This is a genomic window from Acinetobacter sp. COS3, from assembly GCF_000475335.1.
GTDB classification, from domain to species: domain Bacteria; phylum Pseudomonadota; class Gammaproteobacteria; order Pseudomonadales; family Moraxellaceae; genus Acinetobacter; species Acinetobacter venetianus.
The window spans coordinates 131,705-152,954 of the sequence record NZ_AXCD01000005.1; the positions used below are offsets into that span (position 1 = coordinate 131,705).

Annotated in this window: 23 protein-coding genes; 14 read left to right on the forward strand and 9 right to left on the reverse strand. The window is 41.0% G+C overall.

Annotated elements, in window-relative coordinates; all coding sequences use genetic code 11:
- Position 1 precedes the first annotated feature (1 nt).
- Genes nusB through glmS form a run of 5 tightly spaced genes read left to right on the forward strand, consistent with a single transcriptional unit; the run spans position 2 to position 5,121 of the window.
- Entirely contained in the window at positions 2-451 is a 450-nt protein-coding gene (gene nusB, locus IO68_RS20280) for a transcription antitermination factor NusB (protein ID WP_004878158.1), read from the forward strand.
- Positions 452-466: 15 nt separating this feature from the next.
- The gene (gene thiL / locus IO68_RS20285) at positions 467-1,384 is read left to right on the forward strand and encodes a thiamine-phosphate kinase (protein WP_023012730.1); all 918 of its coding nucleotides are present in this window, start codon (positions 467-469) and stop codon (positions 1,382-1,384) included.
- Positions 1,362-1,883: a phosphatidylglycerophosphatase A gene (locus IO68_RS20290; RefSeq protein WP_023012731.1), complete on the forward strand. Its 522-nt coding sequence runs from the start codon at positions 1,362-1,364 to the stop codon at positions 1,881-1,883. Before thiL ends, IO68_RS20290 begins: the two co-directional genes overlap by 23 nt.
- A 22-nt stretch (positions 1,884-1,905) precedes the next feature.
- Positions 1,906-3,270: a bifunctional UDP-N-acetylglucosamine diphosphorylase/glucosamine-1-phosphate N-acetyltransferase GlmU gene (gene glmU, locus IO68_RS20295; RefSeq protein WP_007480829.1), complete on the forward strand. Its 1,365-nt coding sequence runs from the start codon at positions 1,906-1,908 to the stop codon at positions 3,268-3,270.
- Positions 3,271-3,282: 12 nt separating this feature from the next.
- Positions 3,283-5,121, forward strand: coding sequence for a glutamine--fructose-6-phosphate transaminase (isomerizing) (glmS, locus tag IO68_RS20300; RefSeq protein ID WP_007480827.1), 1,839 nt, complete (start codon positions 3,283-3,285; stop codon positions 5,119-5,121).
- A gap of 75 nt (positions 5,122-5,196) precedes the next feature.
- Here glmS and IO68_RS20305 read toward each other — a convergent pair whose 3' ends face one another.
- From IO68_RS20305 to pncA, 3 genes are all read right to left on the reverse strand, one after another.
- Positions 5,197-5,835: a YitT family protein gene (locus IO68_RS20305; RefSeq protein ID WP_007480826.1), complete on the reverse strand. Its 639-nt coding sequence runs from the start codon at positions 5,833-5,835 to the stop codon at positions 5,197-5,199.
- Positions 5,836-6,039: 204 nt separating this feature from the next.
- Positions 6,040-6,504 carry an Lrp/AsnC family transcriptional regulator gene (locus IO68_RS20310; RefSeq protein ID WP_004878164.1) on the reverse strand — a complete coding sequence of 155 codons (465 nt, stop codon included), beginning with the start codon at positions 6,502-6,504 and terminating at the stop codon, positions 6,040-6,042.
- Positions 6,505-6,597: 93 nt separating this feature from the next.
- Positions 6,598-7,230: a bifunctional nicotinamidase/pyrazinamidase gene (gene pncA / locus IO68_RS20315; RefSeq protein WP_023012732.1), complete on the reverse strand. Its 633-nt coding sequence runs from the start codon at positions 7,228-7,230 to the stop codon at positions 6,598-6,600.
- 289 nt (positions 7,231-7,519) lie between these two features.
- On the opposite strand from pncA, the gene dapA reads away from it, so the two are divergent.
- The 3 genes from dapA to purC are packed head-to-tail and all read left to right on the forward strand — an operon-like array spanning position 7,520 to position 9,787.
- Positions 7,520-8,413: a 4-hydroxy-tetrahydrodipicolinate synthase gene (gene dapA, locus IO68_RS20320; protein ID WP_023012733.1), complete on the forward strand. Its 894-nt coding sequence runs from the start codon at positions 7,520-7,522 to the stop codon at positions 8,411-8,413.
- A 15-nt stretch (positions 8,414-8,428) separates the two neighbouring features.
- Complete coding sequence (locus tag IO68_RS20325) at positions 8,429-9,031, forward strand: hypothetical protein (protein WP_017196845.1); 603 nt, start codon at positions 8,429-8,431, stop codon at positions 9,029-9,031.
- 36 nt (positions 9,032-9,067) lie between these two features.
- Positions 9,068-9,787: a phosphoribosylaminoimidazolesuccinocarboxamide synthase gene (purC, locus tag IO68_RS20330; protein WP_007480821.1), complete on the forward strand. Its 720-nt coding sequence runs from the start codon at positions 9,068-9,070 to the stop codon at positions 9,785-9,787.
- Between the two features lie 60 nt (positions 9,788-9,847).
- On the opposite strand, the gene IO68_RS20335 is transcribed toward purC, so the two are convergent.
- The 6 genes from IO68_RS20335 to IO68_RS20360 all read right to left on the reverse strand — a co-directional run bounded on the left by IO68_RS20335 (position 9,848) and on the right by IO68_RS20360 (position 17,037).
- On the reverse strand, positions 9,848-11,587 hold the full coding sequence (locus IO68_RS20335) for an amidohydrolase (RefSeq protein WP_023012734.1): 1,740 nt from the start codon (positions 11,585-11,587) through the stop codon (positions 9,848-9,850).
- Between the two features lie 166 nt (positions 11,588-11,753).
- On the reverse strand, positions 11,754-12,641 hold the full coding sequence (yddG, locus tag IO68_RS20340; protein WP_004878173.1) for an aromatic amino acid DMT transporter YddG: 888 nt from the start codon (positions 12,639-12,641) through the stop codon (positions 11,754-11,756).
- A gap of 105 nt (positions 12,642-12,746) precedes the next feature.
- Entirely contained in the window at positions 12,747-14,021 is a 1,275-nt protein-coding gene (locus tag IO68_RS20345; protein WP_023012735.1) for a replication-associated recombination protein A, read from the reverse strand.
- A 91-nt stretch (positions 14,022-14,112) separates the two neighbouring features.
- A complete protein-coding gene (ampC, locus tag IO68_RS20350) occupies positions 14,113-15,291 on the reverse strand; it encodes a class C beta-lactamase (protein WP_031234692.1) in 1,179 nt (392 codons plus the stop codon).
- Between the two features lie 26 nt (positions 15,292-15,317).
- Positions 15,318-16,481, reverse strand: coding sequence for a PQQ-dependent sugar dehydrogenase (locus IO68_RS20355; RefSeq protein ID WP_023012737.1), 1,164 nt, complete (start codon positions 16,479-16,481; stop codon positions 15,318-15,320).
- 103 nt (positions 16,482-16,584) lie between these two features.
- A complete protein-coding gene (locus IO68_RS20360; protein ID WP_023012738.1) occupies positions 16,585-17,037 on the reverse strand; it encodes a YcgN family cysteine cluster protein in 453 nt (150 codons plus the stop codon).
- Positions 17,038-17,228: 191 nt separating this feature from the next.
- Here IO68_RS20360 and IO68_RS33530 point away from each other — a divergent pair, with 191 nt between their 5' ends.
- From IO68_RS33530 to IO68_RS20390, 6 genes are all read left to right on the forward strand, one after another.
- Positions 17,229-17,387, forward strand: a complete 159-nt coding sequence (locus tag IO68_RS33530; RefSeq protein WP_004878181.1) for a DUF1328 domain-containing protein — start codon at positions 17,229-17,231, stop codon at positions 17,385-17,387.
- Between the two features lie 162 nt (positions 17,388-17,549).
- On the forward strand, positions 17,550-18,287 hold the full coding sequence (locus IO68_RS20370) for a dienelactone hydrolase family protein (RefSeq protein WP_023012739.1): 738 nt from the start codon (positions 17,550-17,552) through the stop codon (positions 18,285-18,287).
- A 489-nt stretch (positions 18,288-18,776) separates the two neighbouring features.
- Positions 18,777-19,814, forward strand: coding sequence for an A/G-specific adenine glycosylase (gene mutY / locus IO68_RS20375; protein WP_023012740.1), 1,038 nt, complete (start codon positions 18,777-18,779; stop codon positions 19,812-19,814).
- Between the two features lie 75 nt (positions 19,815-19,889).
- Positions 19,890-20,387: a M23 family metallopeptidase gene (locus IO68_RS20380; RefSeq protein ID WP_374750076.1), complete on the forward strand. Its 498-nt coding sequence runs from the start codon at positions 19,890-19,892 to the stop codon at positions 20,385-20,387.
- Positions 20,388-20,396: 9 nt separating this feature from the next.
- Positions 20,397-20,642: a hypothetical protein gene (locus tag IO68_RS20385; protein ID WP_007480799.1), complete on the forward strand. Its 246-nt coding sequence runs from the start codon at positions 20,397-20,399 to the stop codon at positions 20,640-20,642.
- A gap of 37 nt (positions 20,643-20,679) precedes the next feature.
- Positions 20,680-21,234, forward strand: coding sequence for a DNA-3-methyladenine glycosylase I (locus IO68_RS20390; RefSeq protein WP_023012741.1), 555 nt, complete (start codon positions 20,680-20,682; stop codon positions 21,232-21,234).
- Positions 21,235-21,250: the final 16 nt, after the last annotated feature.

Consider the following 21,250-nt stretch of genomic DNA (forward strand, 5'->3'; position numbering starts at 1 on the left):
CATGTCGCAAACACTTCAGGCCGCTTATGCAGCGAAACGCAAAGCACGTCGTTTTGCTGTACAAGGGATTTATGAATGGCAAATGAGTCAAAATCCTGTACATGAAATTGAAGCACGTACGCGTGTTGAAAATGCAATGCACAAAGTTGACTTAAATTATTACCATGAATTGCTCACTCAAGTGGTTGCTCAACATGAAGCTTTAGATGAGCTCCTTATTCCTGTACTTGACCGTGAACTGACTGCACTTGATGGTGTAGAGCTTGCAGCTTTACGCCTAGGTGCTTATGAATTACGAGATCATCTCGAAATTCCATATCGCGTGGTACTGGATGAAGCAATTGAATTAGCAAAACACTTTGGTGGTGCAGATAGTCATAAATACATCAATGGTGTATTAGACCGTTTATCATCAAAGCTTCGTGAAGCTGAAAAACAACAAGCAAAATAATAGGCTTGATGTTGTATGGCTGAGTTTTCGATTATTGACCGTTATTTTAAACGAACGTCTACCGTAGATGTAAGTTTAGGCATTGGCGATGACTCAGCTATTGTTACCCCTCCTTCGTCACAACAACTGGTGATCTGCACAGATACATTGGTTGCTGGTCGTCATTTCCCATTAGACACTTCAGCGCATGCAATTGGCTGGAAAAGTGTCGCAGTCAATTTATCTGATATTGCTGCAATGGGAGCAGAACCTCACAGTATTTTACTCGCTTTGAGCCTCCCTCATGTTGATGAAGCTTGGTTGGCTGAATTTAGTCGAGGCTTGTTTGACTGTTGTGACCAGTTCAGTGTTTCACTGATTGGTGGCGACACAACTCAAAGCTCTCAACTCACCATTAGCGTGACAGCATTCGGTTGGATTGATCACGGACAAGCTGTGACCCGATCAGGTGCTCAAATCGGTGATTACATTTGTGTGAGTGGGCAAGTAGGAGATGCGGCATACGGGCTAAAACATCTAGGACATCCATTACAACATCGCTTAGATTATCCAACGCCACGCTGCCAACTCGGTCAACAATTAAAAGGCTTGGCATCCAGCATGATCGATGTCTCTGATGGACTAGCACAAGACTTAGGTCATATTCTCAAAGCATCCAAGGTTGGGGCAAAATTACAACTTGAACAGCTTCCGTTAGATCCATCACTAAAACAAATTGAACCACGACATGCTTGGCAATATGCACTCGCAGGTGGCGATGATTACGAATTATGCTTTACAATATCACCGCAAAACTATGAGAAACTACAGCAACAGCAACTCGATGTTCCGCTTACAATAATCGGCGAAATTACCCAACAATCTGGATTGTTATTTGAGTATATGGGCGATATTTACCCATTACATGTTCATGGATACCAACACTTTGCATAAACCTCCCATCCACTTCAACCAAATGAGTTGGTACGACCGCTTTATCGTTTTTTGTGGTGTCGGCTTTGGTTCAGGACTCAGCCCGCAAGCGCCCGGAACGTTTGGTTCTGCCTTTGCACTGCTGTTTGTTCCATTCTGGTTACAACTTGGATTGCTAGGTAGTATCGTCGCAATTGTCCTCATGTCATTGGTTGGCATTTATATTTGTGGACATACGGCAAAAGTCATTCACGTTCATGATGATGGACGTATCGTTTGGGATGAGTTTGCAGGTCAATCTATTACTCTATTGCCTTTGCTTTATCTACAGCAAATGAATTGGTTGTGGGTCATTGCGGGATTTATCTTATTTCGTATCTTTGATGTCTGGAAGCCATTCCCTATTAGTTGGGCTGATCAAAAAGTGTCAGGTGGCTTTGGCATTATGCTCGATGACATTATTGCTGGACTTTGGGCCGCACTCTGTATTTTTATAATCCATTTTTATTTTTTGACCTAACACATTAATATTAGGGTTAATTATGTCAACAACAGTCATTATTCTTGCTGCAGGGAAAGGAACGCGAATGCGTTCACAACTACCAAAAGTGTTACAACCGCTTGCTGGTCGTCCACTTTTAGGTCATGTGATTGAAACAGCAAAAAAACTACAAGCTCAGAATATTATTACCATTTATGGGCATGGTGGAGAACTGGTTAAAAATCGCTTTGCCGCTGAACAAATCGAGTGGGTGGAGCAAGCGGAGCAGTTGGGCACAGGTCATGCCGTCCAAATGACTTTACCTGTCTTAGCTCAGGATGGTATTTCACTTATCTTATATGGTGATGTTCCTCTGGTTCGCCAAAGTACACTTGAACAACTACTTGAAGCATCAAGCCAATCAGGCATTGGGATGATTACCTTAAATGTTGAAAACCCAACAGGTTATGGTCGTATCGTACGCCAAGCTGGAAAAATCCAAGCGATTGTTGAGCATAAAGATGCCAATGAAGAACAACGACAAATCCAAGAAATCAATACAGGCATTTATTGCGTAAGTAATGCAAAGCTACATCAATGGTTACCAAAACTGTCTAACAATAATGTGCAAGGTGAATACTACCTGACTGATATTGTTGCAATGGCTGTTGCCGATGGTTTAGAAATTGCATCGATCCAGCCTGAAATTGAGTTTGAAGTGGAAGGCGTAAATGACCGTTTGCAATTAGCGGCATTGGAACGTGAATTTCAGCAACAACAAGCCAAAGAATTGATGCAACAAGGCGTACACCTGATTGATCCAAGTCGTTTTGATCTACGTGGTCATCTCAAATGTGGTCAAGACGTGCAGATTGATATCAATGTCATTATTGAAGGTGATTGCGAGCTTGGCGATAACGTTCAACTTGGCGCTGGCTGTATTTTGAAAAACACACGCATTGCCGCTGGAACAAAAGTTCAAGCCTACAGCGTTTTTGAAAATGCTATCGTGGGCGAAAATACCCAAATTGGACCTTTTGCACGTTTACGTCCAGGTGCAAACTTGGGTAATGATGTGCATATTGGCAACTTTGTTGAAGTGAAAAATTCAAACATTGGTCAAGGGTCCAAAGCCAATCATTTTACCTATTTAGGTGATGCTGATATCGGTGCGGATTGTAATATTGGCGCAGGCACGATTACTTGTAATTATGATGGTGCAAACAAACACCGTACTGTGATTGAAGACAATGTCTTCATTGGCACAAATAATTCCTTGGTTGCACCGATCAAAATTGGTCAGGGTGCGACCACTGGTGCTGGCTCAACCCTAACGAGAGACGTCGCTGATCATAGTTTAGCTGTGGAACGTGCTAAACAATTTGAAAAAGCAAATTATCAACGTCCCCAAAAGCTGAAAAAATAAGAGGATATAATTATGTGTGGTATTGTTGGAGGCGTTGCTGAACGTTGTGTAACTGAGATCTTGATCGAAGGTTTAAAGCGCCTTGAATATCGTGGTTATGACTCTGCGGGTTTAGCACTTTTAAATAAAGAACAAATTTTACGTGAACGTCGTGTTGGTAAAGTTGCAAACTTAGCCGAAGCCGTTTCAGAACAGCATTTGACGGGTAATATCGGTATTGCACACACACGTTGGGCAACTCATGGTAAGCCAACTGAAAATAATGCACATCCGCATGTTTCAGGCAATGTTGCAGTTGTTCACAACGGTATTATTGAGAATTACCAAGAACTCAAAGATGAACTACAAGCACTTGGCTATATCTTTACCTCTCAAACTGACACAGAAGTTGTTGCCCACCTTGTCAATGATGCCTTAAAGCAAACAGATAGCTTATTAGAAGCTGTTCAAAAGGTAACACCACGTCTTAAAGGTGCTTATGCTTTAGGTATTATTCATACTGAACATGCTGATGAACTCATCACCGTTCGCGAAGGTTCTCCGCTTGTGATTGGTGTTGGTATTGGTGAGAACTTTATTAGTTCAGATCAACTTGCTTTGTTACCTGTGACCAATCGCTTCGTTTATTTAGAAGAAGGTGATATTGCACGTTTAACACGTACCAGCATTGAAGTTTTTGTGAATGGTGAACGTGTTGATCGCCCAGTGAAAGAGCTTGATGCGACTGTAAGTAATGCATCGAAAGGCGAATATAAACACTTCATGCTCAAAGAAATTTATGAGCAACCTGAAGCGATTCAACAAACGATTTCACAAGCATTGAATGGCAATAATTTGCGTGAAGATTTTCTTCAACATGCCAATGCGGATTTTGACAAAATTCAGCAAGTACAAATCATTGCCTGCGGTACCAGCTACCATGCAGGTATGATTGCGAAATACTGGTTTGAACAGCTAATTGGTGTTCCTTGCCAAGTTGAAATTGCCAGCGAATTCCGTTACCGCACGCCTGTTATTGTTGAAAATACACTTTATATCTGTATTTCTCAGTCTGGAGAAACAGCGGATACATTGGCAGCGTTACGTGAAACTCAAAAGCGTGCCAAAGCGAATAACATCAATATCAGCACCATGACGATTTGTAATGTTGCAACGTCATCAATGGTACGTGAAACAGATCATCATTTGCTGACACTTGCTGGCCCTGAAATTGGTGTTGCCTCAACCAAAGCATTCACAACTCAACTGGCTGCTTTGATGTTATTGATTCTAAAAATCGGTCAAGTTAAGCAGCGTCTCGCAGCAGCTCAGCTCACTGAAATTACTGAAGCGTTATGGCACTGCCCGAAAGTAATTTTAGATACGCTACAGCACAACACAGCGATTCTTCGTTTATCTGCACTGTTTGTAGAAAAGAATCACTGCTTATTCTTAGGCCGTGGCACACACTTCCCTATCGCATTGGAAGGTGCTTTGAAACTGAAAGAAATTTCATATATTCATGCAGAAGGATATGCTGCGGGTGAATTGAAGCATGGTCCGTTGGCATTAGTCGATAATGAAATGCCTGTGGTGATCTTAGCGCCAAATGACGAAATGCTCGATAAGTTAAAATCGAATATGGAAGAAGTTCAAGCGCGTGGCGGCGAACTTTTTGTATTTGCAGATGAAAACAGCGGCATTCAAGAGAAAGATCGTCAACACGTTGTACACATCCCAGCAGTGAATGAATGGTTAGCGCCTATTGTTTACAGCGTACCTGTACAGTTGCTTTCTTATCATGTTGCAGTATTACGCGGTACAGATGTCGACCAACCTCGTAACCTTGCGAAAAGTGTTACTGTGGAATAATTAAAAAAAAATGGAAGAAAGGTTCACCTTTCTTCCATTCTCAAATACCAATAGAAAAATAAGAAGTATATGACTTTAAGCCACGTAACGATTGGTTTTATGATTTAACAAAATAATAGAATTCAGAATCACAGCTCCCAGTATAGAAATCAGAATCAATTTCCAATCCACAAAAAATAGTGAAATCAACAAGATCGCAACATCAATTCCCATCTGCACCTTGCCTGCTGGAATCTTAAACTGCTCTTGTAAATAAAGAACCAATAAATTAATACCACCCAAACTAGAGCGATGTCTAAAAAGAATCAGGAAACTCACACCCATCAGCACATTCGCGAAGATCGTCGCATAAAATGGATTTACGTCTGACAGGTGAAAAAAATGGGGAATCATTTCCGTAAAACCTGCCAGTAAAGCCACGGCAATAAACGTCTTTACGACTAAACCAACGCCCATTTTTTTATAAGCAAAATAGTAAAATGGAATATTAATCAGGAAAAATAAAATACCAAACTTAATATCTGTGATGTAATGAATCAACAATGACAGGCCAGCTGTTCCACCCGTCATAATTCCTGCTTGCTTTAACAATGTCATCGCAAATGAAAGAATAAAAGTGCCGATTAACATGGCAAGTGCATCTTCAATCTTTGAGTGTTGATCAATTACAGGCATGACTGGGCTTACCAAAGATACTTTTTGATCGGTATTCATAACGCTACAACTTAATAGGAGAACAACAGAAGGGAGAGAAATCTTTAAAAAAGATATGACATATTTGATCATTTTTATTTAATTTTCGCAATTTTTTCTTATATTTTCACCATAAATGCAATTTATATTCAAAATAATCCAATTGGTATAATCAAAACCAATAAAAAAGCCGAGCGATAACACCCAGCTTAGGAAAGCGTTGTTCTATTTAATCGCAATGCCATTTTCTTTTAATTTTTCAAGCACGATTGAGGTATTTAAATTACTCACCCCAAAGTTTTGGGAGGATAAAATACCGATCAATTTAACCATTTCATCTAAGTTTTTGACTGCAACTTTGAGGGCAAAATCATAACTCCCTGTGAGTTTGTAAATATCTTTGACCGCAGGCTCATGCATCAGAAACTCAACAAAACGATCGTGTGTTGCATCATTATAATTTTGTAGCTTCACTTCAATAATACCCATAATTGGTGCTGGATCAGCACTCAATGCGATTTGAGCATAATAACCAGTGATAATATTTTGCTGTTCGAGATAAATACGACGACGAGAACATTGTGAAGTTGATAAGCCAACCAATTCTGCCAACTCTTGATTGGCTAAACGTCCATTTCGCTGTAAATGATGAATAATCTTACGGTCAAAATCATCAAGTTGGTCTGTCATAAAACTCTCTGTGGTAATAGCGCGGCATAGTAACAATCATGAAAGCTGATCATGATCGAAAAGTGTAACGTCTTTAGATTAATTGCAACAAGCTCAAGGCAGAATCGTCGTTGAGTGAATGCGCTCTACCCCTCGATCCAGCATCTGCTGCCAAGCCTGTTGTAGAGACCCATTTAGATCAATTGCTTTACATGCATCTTCAACCACATAGGTCTTAAATCCAAAGGCTGCGGCATCAAGTGCCGTCCACGCCACACAAAAATCTGTCGCAATCCCCACGATATATACCGTATCAACTTGATGTTCTTTCAAATACCCATTTAATCCTGTCGGAGTTTTTCGATCTGCCTCCATAAATGCAGAATAACTATCAATATCGGGATGAAAGCCTTTACGAATAATGAGTTGAGCGGTTGGAATATTCAAATCAGGATGAAATGCTGCATCATGACTCCCCTGTACACAGTGTTTCGGCCATAACACTTGAGTACCATAATTCAACTCTATGGTTTCAAATGGCTGTTTATGCGGATGATTTTCAGCAAAAGAGATATGCTGTTCTGGATGCCAATCTTGAGTTAACACCACATGATCAAATTTTGTAGCCAATTGATTAATTAAAGGAATGATCTGATCAGCTTGGTCGACAGCTAAGTTTCCACCCGGTGTAAAACCATTCTGAACATCCACCACAATCAATGCGATATTCTGTGAATTCACTGGCATCGCTGTTATTCCCTCTAAACCATCTAGTTTTACAATACCCTGCCTGCGTTATTCTGACTAGAGATCGCAAAACTTTTAATAAGATGAAAACTATTCAAGTTAAAGATGAATTAAAGTTTTCTACAGTTTGACCAAAGCATATTGTTCTTATGTCTCTGATCAGTCATAATTTGCATAATTGTCATTCAACTCGACTTACTGTTGGACGACGAATCAAAATACTGCAACCATCCAATATTTCGTTTAAATTACTTCAATCTCGGATGGGAAAATAGGATATTTTTTTAAAATGACTCAGCTAGCACAGAATATTCAAGGCTCAATTGTCGCAATCGTCACCCCAATGTTTGAAGATGGCAGCGTAGATTGGAAGGGTCTTGAGAAGCTCGTTGAGTGGCTCATCCAACAAGGTACTAATAGCATTGTTGCTGTCGGCACAACGGGCGAAGCTTCTACACTCAGCATGGAAGAACATACACAAGTCATTAAAGAAGTGATTCGTGTCGCGAATAAACGTATTCCTATTATTGCGGGTACAGGCGCTAACTCAACGCGTGAAGCGATTGAACTGACCAAAGCAGCAAAAGAATTAGGTGCTGACGCAGCACTATTGGTTACGCCATATTATAATAAACCAACGCAAGAAGGCTTATATCAACACTATAAAGCAATTGCAGAAGCTGTTGATATTCCTCAAATCCTTTATAATGTTCCAGGTCGTACTGGCGTTGACATGCAAAATGATACGGTCATTCGCCTTGCTGATGTTAAAAACATTATTGGTATTAAAGATGCAACAGGCGATGTTCCTCGTGGTCAAGCACTCATCGAAGGCTTAAACGGTAAAATGGCTGTTTATTCAGGTGATGATGAAACGGCATGGGAGCTGATTTTACTTGGTGCTAAAGGTAATATCTCGGTCACTGCAAACGTAGCGCCAAAACAAATGAGCGAAGTTTGTGAAGCAGCATTGGCTGGTGATAAAGCAAAAGCGCAAAGCTTGAATCAACAAATTGCAAATCTACACAATATTTTGTTTTGCGAATCAAACCCAATTCCTGTGAAATGGGCATTGCATGAGATGGGATACATTAGCACAGGCCTACGCCTGCCTTTAACCGCTCTAGCAGAACAATATCGTGAACCTCTTCGCAACGACTTAAAAGCTGCGGGAATTATTTAATACGAGCAATTTATGATGCAATTACGTCTTGGTGTTGTCCTTGTCATTTCAGCTTTAAGTTTGGCTGGTTGTGGTCGTTTTGCCCTCAATAATCATTCATTGGATTACAAAAAAGCAAAAGCGCTTGAACCTCTCAAATTCCCTGACAATGCAACGGTCAGACCATTTACTCCATTGTATCCAGCTCCATCGGTTGACCCACTTGCGATCGAACATGCACCGTCATTCGAAAACAAAAGTGGCAACCGTTATGCTTTACCTCGTCCAGAGGCATTGCAAACAACAGCAAGTAGCACTGAAAATACGACTACGACATTGGGTCGTCCACAATTGGTTATGGATGGGAACAAAAACCCTTTATTAAAAGTGGAAGGTCCTACTGCTGCCGCTTGGCAATATACTTTTGCGACATTAAACAGCCTAAATTACAAAGTTATTTCTCAAGCAGATCATGGTTATGAAGCAACCATTACTGTGAACGATCAGAATTATCTGCTCAAGCTTTCTGCTGTAGGCTCAAGCAATACTGTTGCGCTATTCAAACTTGACACCACCTTTGCAGACCCAGCGGTTGCAACCGAAGTGTTATCCCAGATTTACCAAAATTGGCCAGCCTAGTCGTTTACTAGGCACATTTTTCAAAAAGGTTCCCCCATGTTAAAACAAACCTTGCTCTATACTGGTAAAGCAAAATCTGTATATGAAACAGACAATGCTGACCACCTGATTTTAGTCTTTCGTGATGATGCCTCTGCGTTCAATGGCGAAAAAATCGAGCAGCTAGATCGTAAAGGTAAGGTGAACAACCGTTTTAACGCCTTCATCATGGAAAAATTGGCTGAAGCGGGTATCGAAACGCATTTTGAAAAATTGCTTTCTCCAACTGAAGTATTGGTTAAAAAATTACAAATGATCCCTGTAGAATGCGTGATTCGTAACTATGCAGCGGGTTCACTTTGCCGTCGCTTAGGTGTTGAAGAAGGTAAAGAGTTAACGCCTCCAACATTTGAATTATTCTTCAAAGATGATGCACTTGGCGATCCAATGGTGAACGAGTCTCAAGCAATTGCTTTAGGTTGGGCAAATGCAGACCAACTTGCCAAGATGAAAGAACTCACTTACCAAGTCAATGATGTACTGAAAGCATTATTTGATGCTGGTAATATGATTTTGGTCGACTTCAAACTTGAGTTTGGTGTATTCCATGACCGCATCGTTTTGGGTGATGAATTCTCTCCAGATGGCTGCCGTTTATGGGATAAAGATACCAAGAAAAAATTAGATAAAGATCGTTTCCGCCAAGGTTTAGGCGGCGTTGTTGAAGCTTATGAAGAAGTTGCAACACGTTTAGGTGTAGATTTATCTGATATCTAATTCAGTAAAATCAAATAAAAAAACCAGCCAATTCGGCTGGTTTTTTTATAGTGGCCATTTTTATCTTGTCGGTTGCTGATAAATCAAATTACCCTCTTTATAAGTCGCAACAACTTTAATATTTTTAATCTCTTTGCTTGGAATGCTCAGCGGATTCTTATCTAGAATCACTAAATCAGCCAGCTTACCTTGCGTCAAGGTTCCTTTATTTTTTTCTTCAAAATATTGATATGCAGCCCAGTCGGTCATCGACTTCAGTGCAATATATGGACTAATTCGCTCATCCGCACCTAACACATAACCACTTCGTGTCGTTCTATTCACAGATGCATCGAGCATCATCATGCTATTTGGCGGAATGACAGGTGCATCGTGATGCTCGGTAAAAATAATGTTCTTTCTGAATGCCATGCCTGTCGGAGAGATATGTTGTGCTTTCTGCTCCCCAACTGTTTGTTGTCTATGCCAATCACCCCAATAAAAGGTATGTAATGAGAAAAAGGAAGGGATAATATCTAATGCTTTAAGCTGATCTAATTGATCTTCACGGATCGTTTGAGAGTGAATCAATACACTTCGACGATCTGCTTTGCCTTGTTGATTGGTTGCATAGCGAACGGCCTGAATAAATTGATCTATCGCAGCATCACCATTGGCATGCGCAAGCACTTGCCAGCCTTGTTTGAAGGCAAGATTCACATAGTTGTTTACATCCTGACTATGCTTAAAGGCGGGATAGCCTTTGTAATCTTTAGTCTCACCCTCAGGTGGTACAACATAAGGCTGTGATAACCATGCCGTCTTGCCTTGGGGTGAGCCATCTAAACTGATCTTGATACCCCCGATACGGAAATGATGATCATATTGCAGACTACTACCATGCTTTAACATATAGTCTTTACTAGTGGTAATATCAGGATAAGAAACCACATCAACAGGCAACTGGTTTTGTTGTCCCAAGGCACGCCACATGTCTGTTGTCCCCTGATCAGCACGCCCCTCTTGCACCGTTGTAAATCCATTCTTCACATAGACCTGAATCCCTTTTTTTGCCATACCTAACAATACATCTGGGGGCGCACCATTGAAAATCGCACCAACTGCTGAAAATAAAGCGGACTCTTCGAGCACTCCATTTGGTACATTTGAATTTGGTTCACGACGAATCACGCCACCATCAGGATTTGCTGTGTTTTTATCAAATTTGAGTAACTCTAAGGCTTTGTGATTGACGGAAGCAAGGTGACCAGATTGATGTAAAATCATGACAGGCTGATCTTTTGATACTCGATCCAAATCCGTTGCGGTCGGATGACGCTGTTCTTTTAATTGTGCGTCATCATAGCCATTTCCCAAAATCCAACCATTCATTGTGCTAACAAATTCTGGATTTTGTGCTTTCCATGTTTTGAGAGCATCAATCAATGAATTAATATCTGATACCGTACCATCGGGTTCTGGATATAGATTGGCAACGGTCTGCTGAAAACCCACCATGTTGACGTGACTATGGGCATCGATCAGTCCAGGTAAAAGTGTTTTATTTTTTAAATCAATATGCTGTACTTGGCGATCTGTTCGCTGTTCTGCTTCTTTTTTGGTTCCTACAAATATAATTTTTCCATCTTTAACCAACAAAGCTTCTGCATAATGCGGTTCATTCCCCTCCATCGTTAAAATCGGCCCACCATAGAATAATTTCTCTGTTGAGGAAACTGGCATAGTCGTGGTCGCACAGCCAGCTAAAGCGATGGTAATTGCCGATGCGAGTGTAAGTTTATTGATATGTTTGTACGTCATGAATTAAATTCCATATTTTTATTATGCCTTTATGATTAAAGCTTATTATTTGAGGAATAGAAAGGCTAGATTGATTGCTTTTTATAATTTTTGGTAAAGAGCAACATGATCAATTACTTAGATTAGAAACACCTACTATTTAATATACTAGGTGTTTCTATCGCATTTATTTAGCTTTTGCTTTGGTTGAAATCCAACACAAAATTGAACCAATACACACTAGAAAAGCACCGTACCAAAAAGACATCGCCAAAGAGGTACTGAGGATAATTGCAGAGAAAAAAGCAGACAGAACAGGAATAAAATAAGAAGCGCCCGCCAGTAAGGTCACATTGCCATGCAGGATACCAATATTCCAAGCAGCATAACCAAAACCCATTGCCGCTGCTGCAAAAATCAACGAGATAGATGACTGCATATCAAAATGGAACGCGCCTCCGCCCATAAGTAGATATTTAAGCCAAAGCACAATCGCAACAAGTATAAAAAACAGGGTGATACCATTTACACCTTTGGCAATCCTTGCAGTTAAAGTACAGTAAGCAGCCCACAATAACGTGCCAATAAATGCCAAACCATAGCTAAGAGGATTTGCCTGTATATTATTGAGCATACTAGCAAGGTCGAAACCTTGTTCGCCACCAAGCACCCAACAGATGCCTAATATCGATAAGATAAATCCAGGAATAATTAAAAGATTGGCTTTTTGTTGATTGAAAACAATCGCAGCAACCATGGTAAAGGTTGGCCACAAATAATTCACCATACCCACTTCAATCGCTTGACGATTATTATCACTATAGCCAATCGACAGTGATAAACACACTTCATAAGCAACAAATAAAATGCTGCCCCAAATTAAATAAGTTTTGGGAAAAGTTCTAAGTTGCGTCCAACCAACCGATACAAGTAAAAAAATGGATGCTAGCGTATAAATCAATGCAGCCCCACCGACTGCCCCAAAATGACTACTAACATCTTTAATTAAAGCAACGATCAAACTCCATAATAAGATCGCAACCAACCCAATTAGCGTTGCTTTTTTTGCATTCATTTTCAAATCAACACATCGTTCTACACAAAGCAAATTCCTAAATATTTGAATAGGAATGATAACTTTGAAAATTTTAATCTAATCGGCAAATTAACCGAGTGAAACCTATTGCTGTTGCTGTTCTTGCTGCCAACGACGTTGTTGTAAGCGTTCAGCCTCTACTTCTCGTTTATTTAAGGCTCGCTCGTATAACTTGGTTCCACGCAGCTCAGGTGGTAAATATTCCTGTAGCACGAAATGCTCTGGATAATTGTGTGGGTAGAGATAATCCACACCATAACCTTGCTGCTTCATTAACTTGGTCGGCGCATTACGTAGATGCAACGGTACAGGTAAATTTGCCGTTTTTTCTGCAAGCTCTAAGGCTTTGTTAATCGCTAAATAAGTACTATTGCTTTTTGGACTCATCGCTAAATACACAGCACATTGCCCTAAAATAATACGCGCCTCAGGCATTCCAACAGCTTGAACTGAGCGGAAACATTCACCTGCCAGCAATAATGCATTTGGATTCGAATTACCAATATCTTCTGACGCAGCAATCAACATACGACGTGCGATAAAGACAGGATCTTCACCACCTTTCAACATTCGAGCCATCCAATACAAGGTCGCATCAGGGTCACTACCGCGAATGGATTTGATAAATGCTGAAACCAGATCGTAATGTTGTTCACCAGATTTGTCGTAACGTGCAATATTTTGCTGTGCAACTTTGACCACTATTGCGTTGGTCACAATGTTTTCAACATCAGGCTCAAAAGTACTTGCGATCAAGTCAATCAGATTTAGCGCTTTACGTGCATCACCCGCAGCGAACTGAATCAATGCATCATATTCTTCGATGTGAATAAAACGTTCTTTTAGGAATTTATCCGTTTGAATGGCTTTATTGAGCAACGTTTGAATTGCATCCGCATCCAAGCTATTCAGGGTATACACCTGACAACGCGACAACAGCGCGCTATTTACCTCAAAAGATGGATTTTCAGTCGTCGCACCAATCAAAGTGATTTTACCTTTCTCGACTGCGTTGAGTAAGGCATCTTGTTGTGACTTATTGAAGCGATGAATCTCATCAATGAACACCACAGGCGTCAGTAAATCACCGCTTTCGGCGATGACCTCACGCAGCTCTTTAACCCCTGTATTCAGAGCAGATAAGCTAATAAAAGGACGATCCACGGCTTGCGCCAGCAACAATGCGATCGTGGTTTTACCTACCCCTGGTGGCCCCCAAAAGATAATCGAGGGCAAATGCCCCTGATCAATCATTTGACGTAACGGTGCATGTTCACCCAATAGATGATCTTGTCCAATAATTTCAGACAAATCACGAGGACGTAAACGTTCGGGTAAAGGAATATGCGTATCTGACATCATCACTGGCTTTATGGTCTTTTAACGTAGTCTATTGTGTCTGATTCAAATCTACAATTTGAATCTGTGATCACAACATGATTGTTTAGCTTTATTGCTGTTTGAGCAACTGTTGTATAGTTTGATAACTCGCAGTAATACGTGCTTCATTCGGAAAATTAGTATTAGCGAGCATCACGATCCCGATCTTCTGCTGCGGAATAAAGGCAACATAAGCACCAAAACCGTTGGTCGCTCCTGTTTTATTAAACAAAGTCGCTGCTGAAGCAAGCTTAGGTTGTTTGATTGGTGTAACTGTATGACTTTCCAAAGCCATTTTGCTTGAATTGCCCTGCAATAAAGTCGCTAAACTTACAGGATAAGTATATTGCTCCCATCCCAAACCTTGCGTCATTGCACCAACCTTAAAGTAACCGACATGGGTATTTTCAATCGTTTTACGCATCGGCTGTTTTAATTGTTGAGGGTTCAGTTGAGCGTCTATGAATTTCAACATATCCGCACTGCTACTTTTCACCCCATAGGCTTCTGCATCAAACATTCCAGCGGAGACACGCATTGCCTGATCATTTTTATAACCCCATGCATAATTCTTCATCTGTGACTCTGGAACATGAATGAAACTTTGCTTCAACCCAAGCTGAGGGAACAGTGTTTTTTCAATCAGCTCGGAATATGGCTTTTTCATTACTAACGCTGTGACATAGCCCATTAAGCCAATACTTGGATTGGAATATTGACGAGCGACGCTAATTTTTGTCTTAGGCTGCCATTTGTAGAAATACTTGACCATATCCTGCTGAGTAACCACCTCATCAGGAAACTGCAATGGAAAGCCACCTGCAGTATAAGTACCGAGATTTAAAATAGTCGCACGATTAACTGCGGTATTGTTTAGCTCAGGAAAATACTTCGCAGGGTGATCTGAAAAAGACAATTTCCCTTGTGCTTGCGCGTACCCAGCTAAAGTAGCATTAAAAGTTTTACTGACGGATCCAAGTTCAAATAGCGTATCATTGCGAACAGGTTGCTGGCTTTGCTTGGATGCAACACCATAATTAACAAAATAATGCTGACCATTCAGCGTGACAGCAACAGCTAAACCCGGAATATTGTATTGTGCTAATAAGGGTTTAAATTGCTGATCAATCACAGCTTTGACTTGCTGCTCTGTCAAGTCTTTTGCCCAAAGCGTTGAGCTAACAGAAAATACGCCAGCAACGATCAGCAATTTTTTCAAATTCATCGAAAGGTGTTTCGGTTTAGTCATTTATCATTTCACTTCTAGTTAATACTTTACTCAGCACTGAGCTTGAGTAATTTTGCTCGAGAACCATCTTCAATCACCCAAATCGAGCCATCTTGAGCTTGATGCAAACCACGAATACGCTGTTTCATATCCAAACGCTGAACTTCACGTACAGGTTTTGATTTAAGATCGACAACAACAATCGATTTAGAGGAAAGACCACCAATCAAAGCTTTATCTTTCCAAAGCGGAAATTGTTTTCCTGAATAAATGATAAGACTCGATGGTGAGATAACGGGAGTCCAATCAATTTCAGGGGCTTTAAATTCTGGGCGGGTGTGATGGTCTGGAATAGGCAATCCTGAATAATGGTCGCCATTTGAAACCACTGGATAGCCATAATTTTCCCCTTTTACGATGCGATTTAATTCATCGCCACCCTTTGGCCCCATTTCTACAACCCAAAGTTGCCCTTGAGCATCAAATGCCATTCCCAGTGGATTACGGTGTCCCAGTGACCAAATCTCAGCAGTGACACCACCTTGTTTTTCAAACGGATTTCCCTTTGCTGGCGTGCCATCATCATTTAAGCGTAAAACTTTTCCTAAATTACTTTCTAAATCCTGAGCAGGATCAAATTTTTGTCGTTCCCCTGAACTCACCCAAAGCTGTTCATCAGGACCAAATTGCATCCGATGTCCATAATGCCCTTGCCCTGAAACTTTTGGGACTTGCTCCCATATGCGCTTTACATCAACCAGTTTGGGCTGTGCAGGATCAGCGAGATCTAATGTTGCACGCGCAATCACAGCGCCATCTCCACTCGCCCCACGTTCAGCATAACTTAAATAAATCCAATGATTCTTAGCAAAATCAGGATGCAAAATGACATCGCCCAAGCCACCCTGTCCCCCGTAACTTACATTCGGCACGCCTAACACATTGATTGTGGTCTTTGCTTTCGGATCAAACAGTTTTAATCGCCCTTTGCGCTCTGTAATCAATAGACGTTGATCAGGTAAGCTTGTGATTGCCCAAGGTTCATTGAATGCGGTGACGGTCTCAATCTGATAGCTTTGTGCAATCTTATTATTTTCAGTTTGCTGCGTTGAATTTTGTTCCAAGGTTTTAGAATTACTATTATTTGAACCGCAAGCCAACAACAATAAAAAGCCACTACACAGCACAGGTGCTACTAACAGTTTATTCATTGCTTATCTCCCTATTTGAGTCTTTATCTTAAGGGGTTAAGCAAATAAAAATACTGTAAAAGTGTTGTGCTTATAATTAACAAATAGATGAGTTAAATGGCTCTCAACGAACCCAACGAACGACATAATCCTCGATTTGTTCTTCATCTACTTCGGTTTCAGAGATACAGCGACCCGCAGCTGATTTCTTGGCTTTGATCACGCTCTGACGAGATCCTGTATTGAGATAGTGCCATGAAGGTAAATTTTTTCCTTCATTTAAACGTCGGTATGCGCAACTTGGTGGTAACCACGTAATTGTTTGTAAACGTTCAGGTGTTAGCTGAATACAATCAGGAACCTGTTCCTGACGATTGGCATAATCTGAACAACGTGCAGTCTTACAATCCAACAATTTACAAGATACTTTGGTGTAAGCAACTTCAGCGGTTTCTTCATCCTCTAATTTCACTAAACAGCAGAGCCCACAACCATCACACAACGCTTCCCACTCAGTATTGCTGAGTTGATCGAGTGAATATTTTTTCCAAAAATTTGGGCGTAATTCAGTGGACATAAAAGGCTTTTTTGAGACATCAGAAACAGTTCTAAATTATAGCATTGCTTCGCAATAATCTCCGTTTTTAAATGGCTTATCCGATTAACATTTCTTTAAGGATTGAACACTTCAACCACATAAACACCACATTTTGTTCAAAAAACACACGCTATAGTGGAAACATAATGAAAAAATTAGGAGGGTACAAAATGTTCCGTTGGGCTATTATTTTTGCAGTGATTGCATTAATCGCCAGTTTACTCGGTTTTGGTGGTGTCGCAGGTTTATCCAAAGACTTTGCCGTTATCCTACTTGTTGTTGCTGCTATTTTGGCTGTTGTGGGCTTCCTCTCAAGAGGTAAAGTCTAACGACTTCAGCTCAAAAAAATTATAAAAAAGAAGAATCCTCGTATTCTTCTTTTTTATTTTCAGATACCAACAATCAACCATTTATAATTTTGTGGTGTCATCAATTTTTCTTTTTTATGCTTTAATCAATACATTCTAAAAGAACAGATTAGGACTTACATCATGAGCTTCCCTATTACCACACGTGAAATTGAATACACTGCCCCAGATGGTCAACGCTTAATTGGTTACTTTGCTACACCAACGACTGATCAGCCTGTCGCAGGTGTGATTGTTGCACCTGAATGGTGGGGACGTAATGAATACACAGAACAACGTGCTCGTGAGCTTGCTGAGCATGGCTTCGCCGCACTCGCAATTGATATGTATGGCGATAAACGAGTCACCACAGAAGTTCCTCAAGCATCGGCATGGATGAATCAAACGTTTGAACAAGCAGACACCATCGTTAATCGAGCACAAGCAGGTTTAGCAACTTTAGCTGCGCAACCCGAAGTGAATACTGAAAAGTTAGCGGCGATTGGTTTTTGCTACGGTGGTAAAGTGGTTCTTGATTTAGCACGTTCAGGTGCTGATATTAAAGCCGTTGTAACGTTCCATGCTGTGTTGGCAGCAAACGCCCCAGCGGAAAAAGGCAAAGTGAAAGCTGAGATTCTTGTGTTACATGGCGAACTAGACAGCATGGTGACTTTGGACAATGTAGCAAGTTTCCGTCAGGAAATGCACGATGCTGACGTTGATCATGAAGTCGTGATTTTTGAAGATGCAAAACATGGTTTTAGTAATCCGCTTGCGGATGAACGTGCTAAAGCGAATAACGTGGATTTAGGCTATAACGCTGAGGCTGAACATCAGGGTCTTGAAGCCATGTATGAGTTGTTAGATAAGCATTTAAAATAAAAAGTCGAACTCTAAACTGCACTCAAAAAACCTTGAAAACATTTACTAGGCTACTAGGAAGTCTGAACATTAAAATCTTGTAAATATTACTGGTGCTAAGGCGACATGGATGTCGCCTGTTGGACTGCATTACATGGATGTAATGTCAGTCCAACAAATGCCTTTGGTTACTTTGGGCAAAACCAAAGTAACCAAAGGCATATCCTGAAACTGGATGAGAATTCCGTAATACTATCACTGCTCACACTTTCATCCCCAAATGCAAATATTTTCGTGCAGAATAGCACCTACCTTTGATGGGTCAAAAGTAACAAAACACCTCTATTTAGCTGATGGTACATCCCTGATACCGCAGCTCAATGGGCAGCATCCATGCCGCCTATGCACCAGCGAATATTAATGAGAATTTAATAACGAATTTGTTTGCATTCACCAACTCGCCTCTCCATTTCCGCTATACTACACTTCTGCTTTTTACTGTTCTGATTCATGTCTGATTTTTCATTTTCTGATGCGCTGCTCACATGGTTCGACCAACATGGTCGTCACGACCTACCATGGCAAGTTGCCGACGATCCCTATAAAGTTTGGGTCTCAGAAATCATGCTACAACAGACCCAAGTCAAAACAGTTCTACAATACTTTGACCGCTTTATTGAGCGCTTTCCTACCGTACAAGATTTGGGTAAAGCCAGTTGGGATGACGTTGCCCCCTATTGGGCAGGATTAGGCTATTACGCACGTGCGCGAAATCTACACAAAGCAGCAAGCATCGTTAGCCAACAGGGTCATTTTCCTGAAACTCTAGAACAATGGATCGAACTGCCTGGGATCGGACGTTCTACCGCTGGCGCATTAATGTCGCTGGGGTTACGTCAATATGGTGTGATTATGGATGGTAACGTGAAACGTGTTTTAGCACGCTTCTTTGCCATTGAAGATGACCTCTCTAAACCACAACATGAACGCGCCTTGTGGAACATCGCAGAACAACTATGCCCACAACAACGTAACCATGATTATACCCAAGCGATCATGGACTTAGGCGCAACCGTGTGTACCCCGAAAAAACCGCTATGTTTATACTGCCCAATGCAGCTACATTGCCAAGCCTACCAACAAGGCTTGGAACAAGAGCTACCATTTAAAAAAGTAAAAAAACCTGTACCCATCAAAACTGCCGATGTATTGCTAATACAATCGGGTGACGAGTGGCTATGGCAACAAAGAGAATCTCATGGACTTTGGGGCGGTTTGTATTGCCTGCCCATCATTGAGCAAGCAACCGAATTACAACAGATTGAACAGCACTTTAAACTACAAGCTCAAGTATCATCATTGCAGATTAGCCATAGCTTCACACACTTTACTTGGTTGCTGAATGAAAAACTGTTCCACGTGGAACACGACCAAAAAGAACAACTCAGTCTCGAGTTAAATGGCATATGGTTAAGTCCTGAAAATGCCATTGCCAAAGGCATTCCAACAGCCATGAAAAAGTTGATAACAGCAAAACAGAAGGCTTAGAACTCGAACGCTGAATATTAACTGCAAGGAGTTTGCGTGCGACATTCAATTTCTTATACGGTTCTTGGTGTAGTGATGATTTTATTATCAGCATGCGCCACCACCCCTAAGAAACCAACACCTTTACCCAATGCCCAAGTCAATAAGCTTAAAAATATGCGCTTGGATAATCGCCTGCCTGTTCCTGTCAAAGGCGTCAGTCGAAGTCAACTTCGCGATACGTGGGGAGCTGCCCGTAGTCAAGGGCGAAGCCACGAAGGGATTGATATCATGGCAGAGCGTGGCACGAAAGTGTATAGTGCTACCGAAGGTCTCGTTGCAGATTTACGCAATAATAATTTAGGCGGTAAGGTCATTTGGATTCTTGGTCCAGCGGGGACTTGGCATTATTACGCACATCTTGATGGACACAAACGTGGTTTAAGCGTCGGTGACACTGTCCGCAAAGGTGATTTGATTGGGTATGTGGGAAATACAGGTAATGCACGCCACACTGCACCACATTTACACTATGGCATTTATTTAAATGGCAAAGGGCGTGGAGCTGTTAATCCATACCCGTATTTACGTTAGGAATCTACAATGTCAGAAGCATTGATTGAACGTCTGGTGACGTTTGCAGAGTCTGGAAATCAACAAAAAATCATCATCAATGGAACAAGCTATCAAGGTTGGATCATGGAAATCACAGAGGATGCATTGTTGATTAGTACGGGCTTTGCAGACAAATCAGGTAAAGACTTTTGGCTTAAATTTACAGACTTAGAAACAGCTGAACTCTATTTTTGGGATACTCGCCCAAATGAATGGGTATCTTTTACACTTTAAATAATCACTTTCAAATAACAATAAGGAGCTTCAACATATGACCATTCAACGTTGTGGATGGTGTTCAGATGATCCACTGTATATTGCTTACCATGATGAAGAATGGGGCAAAGCTGAACACGATGAAGCTCGCTTATTTGAAATGCTTTGTCTTGAGGGTCAGCAAGCAGGCTTATCATGGATTATGGTTCTTAAAAAACGTGAAGGCTATCGTTCTCATTTTTTCCAACATCCGATTGAGCAGGTCGCGGCGCTGACCGATGATCAACTTGAATTCAAACTCACAGATGCTGGATTGATTCGCCATTTAGGAAAACTCAAAGCCATTCGTGATAATGCGATTGCTTGGCAAGCATTAAAGCAAGAAGTCGGCAATGTATCCGCTTGGTTATGGAGTTTTGTAGATCATCAAGCACTGGATAATGATGTTGAAAATTATCGTGCTGCACCTGCCCAAACTGAGATCAGTCAACTCTTATCTAAAACACTCAAAAAGCGCGGTTTTAAATTTGTCGGGCCAACGACATGCTATGCATTTATGCAAGCGGTTGGGATGGTCAATGACCATGAAAATCACTGTCATTTCAAATAAATTCTCTCTCGATTTT

Bases quoted from the DNA above. Each gene is read 5' to 3' on its own strand.
- IO68_RS20370 (WP_023012739.1), top strand. From the start codon at position 17,550: ATGAGCTTCCCTATTACCACACGTGAAATTGAATACACTGCCCCAGAT.
- IO68_RS33530 (WP_004878181.1), top strand. From the start codon at position 17,229: ATGTTCCGTTGGGCTATTATTTTTGCAGTGATTGCATTAATCGCCAGT.
- ampC (WP_031234692.1), bottom strand. From the start codon at position 15,291: ATGACTAAACCGAAACACCTTTCGATGAATTTGAAAAAATTGCTGATC.
- pncA (WP_023012732.1), bottom strand. From the start codon at position 7,230: ATGCCAGTGAATTCACAGAATATCGCATTGATTGTGGTGGATGTTCAG.
- IO68_RS20360 (WP_023012738.1), bottom strand. From the start codon at position 17,037: ATGTCCACTGAATTACGCCCAAATTTTTGGAAAAAATATTCACTCGAT.
- dapA (WP_023012733.1), top strand. From the start codon at position 7,520: ATGACTCAGCTAGCACAGAATATTCAAGGCTCAATTGTCGCAATCGTC.
- yddG (WP_004878173.1), bottom strand. From the start codon at position 12,641: ATGAATGCAAAAAAAGCAACGCTAATTGGGTTGGTTGCGATCTTATTA.
- glmU (WP_007480829.1), top strand. From the start codon at position 1,906: ATGTCAACAACAGTCATTATTCTTGCTGCAGGGAAAGGAACGCGAATG.
- IO68_RS20290 (WP_023012731.1), top strand. From the start codon at position 1,362: ATGGATACCAACACTTTGCATAAACCTCCCATCCACTTCAACCAAATG.
- IO68_RS20345 (WP_023012735.1), bottom strand. From the start codon at position 14,021: ATGTCAGATACGCATATTCCTTTACCCGAACGTTTACGTCCTCGTGAT.
- mutY (WP_023012740.1), top strand. From the start codon at position 18,777: ATGTCTGATTTTTCATTTTCTGATGCGCTGCTCACATGGTTCGACCAA.
- IO68_RS20305 (WP_007480826.1), bottom strand. From the start codon at position 5,835: ATGAATACCGATCAAAAAGTATCTTTGGTAAGCCCAGTCATGCCTGTA.
- IO68_RS20390 (WP_023012741.1), top strand. From the start codon at position 20,680: ATGACCATTCAACGTTGTGGATGGTGTTCAGATGATCCACTGTATATT.
- IO68_RS20310 (WP_004878164.1), bottom strand. From the start codon at position 6,504: ATGACAGACCAACTTGATGATTTTGACCGTAAGATTATTCATCATTTA.
- glmS (WP_007480827.1), top strand. From the start codon at position 3,283: ATGTGTGGTATTGTTGGAGGCGTTGCTGAACGTTGTGTAACTGAGATC.
- IO68_RS20325 (WP_017196845.1), top strand. From the start codon at position 8,429: ATGCAATTACGTCTTGGTGTTGTCCTTGTCATTTCAGCTTTAAGTTTG.
- IO68_RS20385 (WP_007480799.1), top strand. From the start codon at position 20,397: ATGTCAGAAGCATTGATTGAACGTCTGGTGACGTTTGCAGAGTCTGGA.
- thiL (WP_023012730.1), top strand. From the start codon at position 467: ATGGCTGAGTTTTCGATTATTGACCGTTATTTTAAACGAACGTCTACC.
- IO68_RS20335 (WP_023012734.1), bottom strand. From the start codon at position 11,587: ATGACGTACAAACATATCAATAAACTTACACTCGCATCGGCAATTACC.
- purC (WP_007480821.1), top strand. From the start codon at position 9,068: ATGTTAAAACAAACCTTGCTCTATACTGGTAAAGCAAAATCTGTATAT.
- IO68_RS20355 (WP_023012737.1), bottom strand. From the start codon at position 16,481: ATGAATAAACTGTTAGTAGCACCTGTGCTGTGTAGTGGCTTTTTATTG.
- nusB (WP_004878158.1), top strand. From the start codon at position 2: ATGTCGCAAACACTTCAGGCCGCTTATGCAGCGAAACGCAAAGCACGT.
- IO68_RS20380 (WP_374750076.1), top strand. From the start codon at position 19,890: ATGATTTTATTATCAGCATGCGCCACCACCCCTAAGAAACCAACACCT.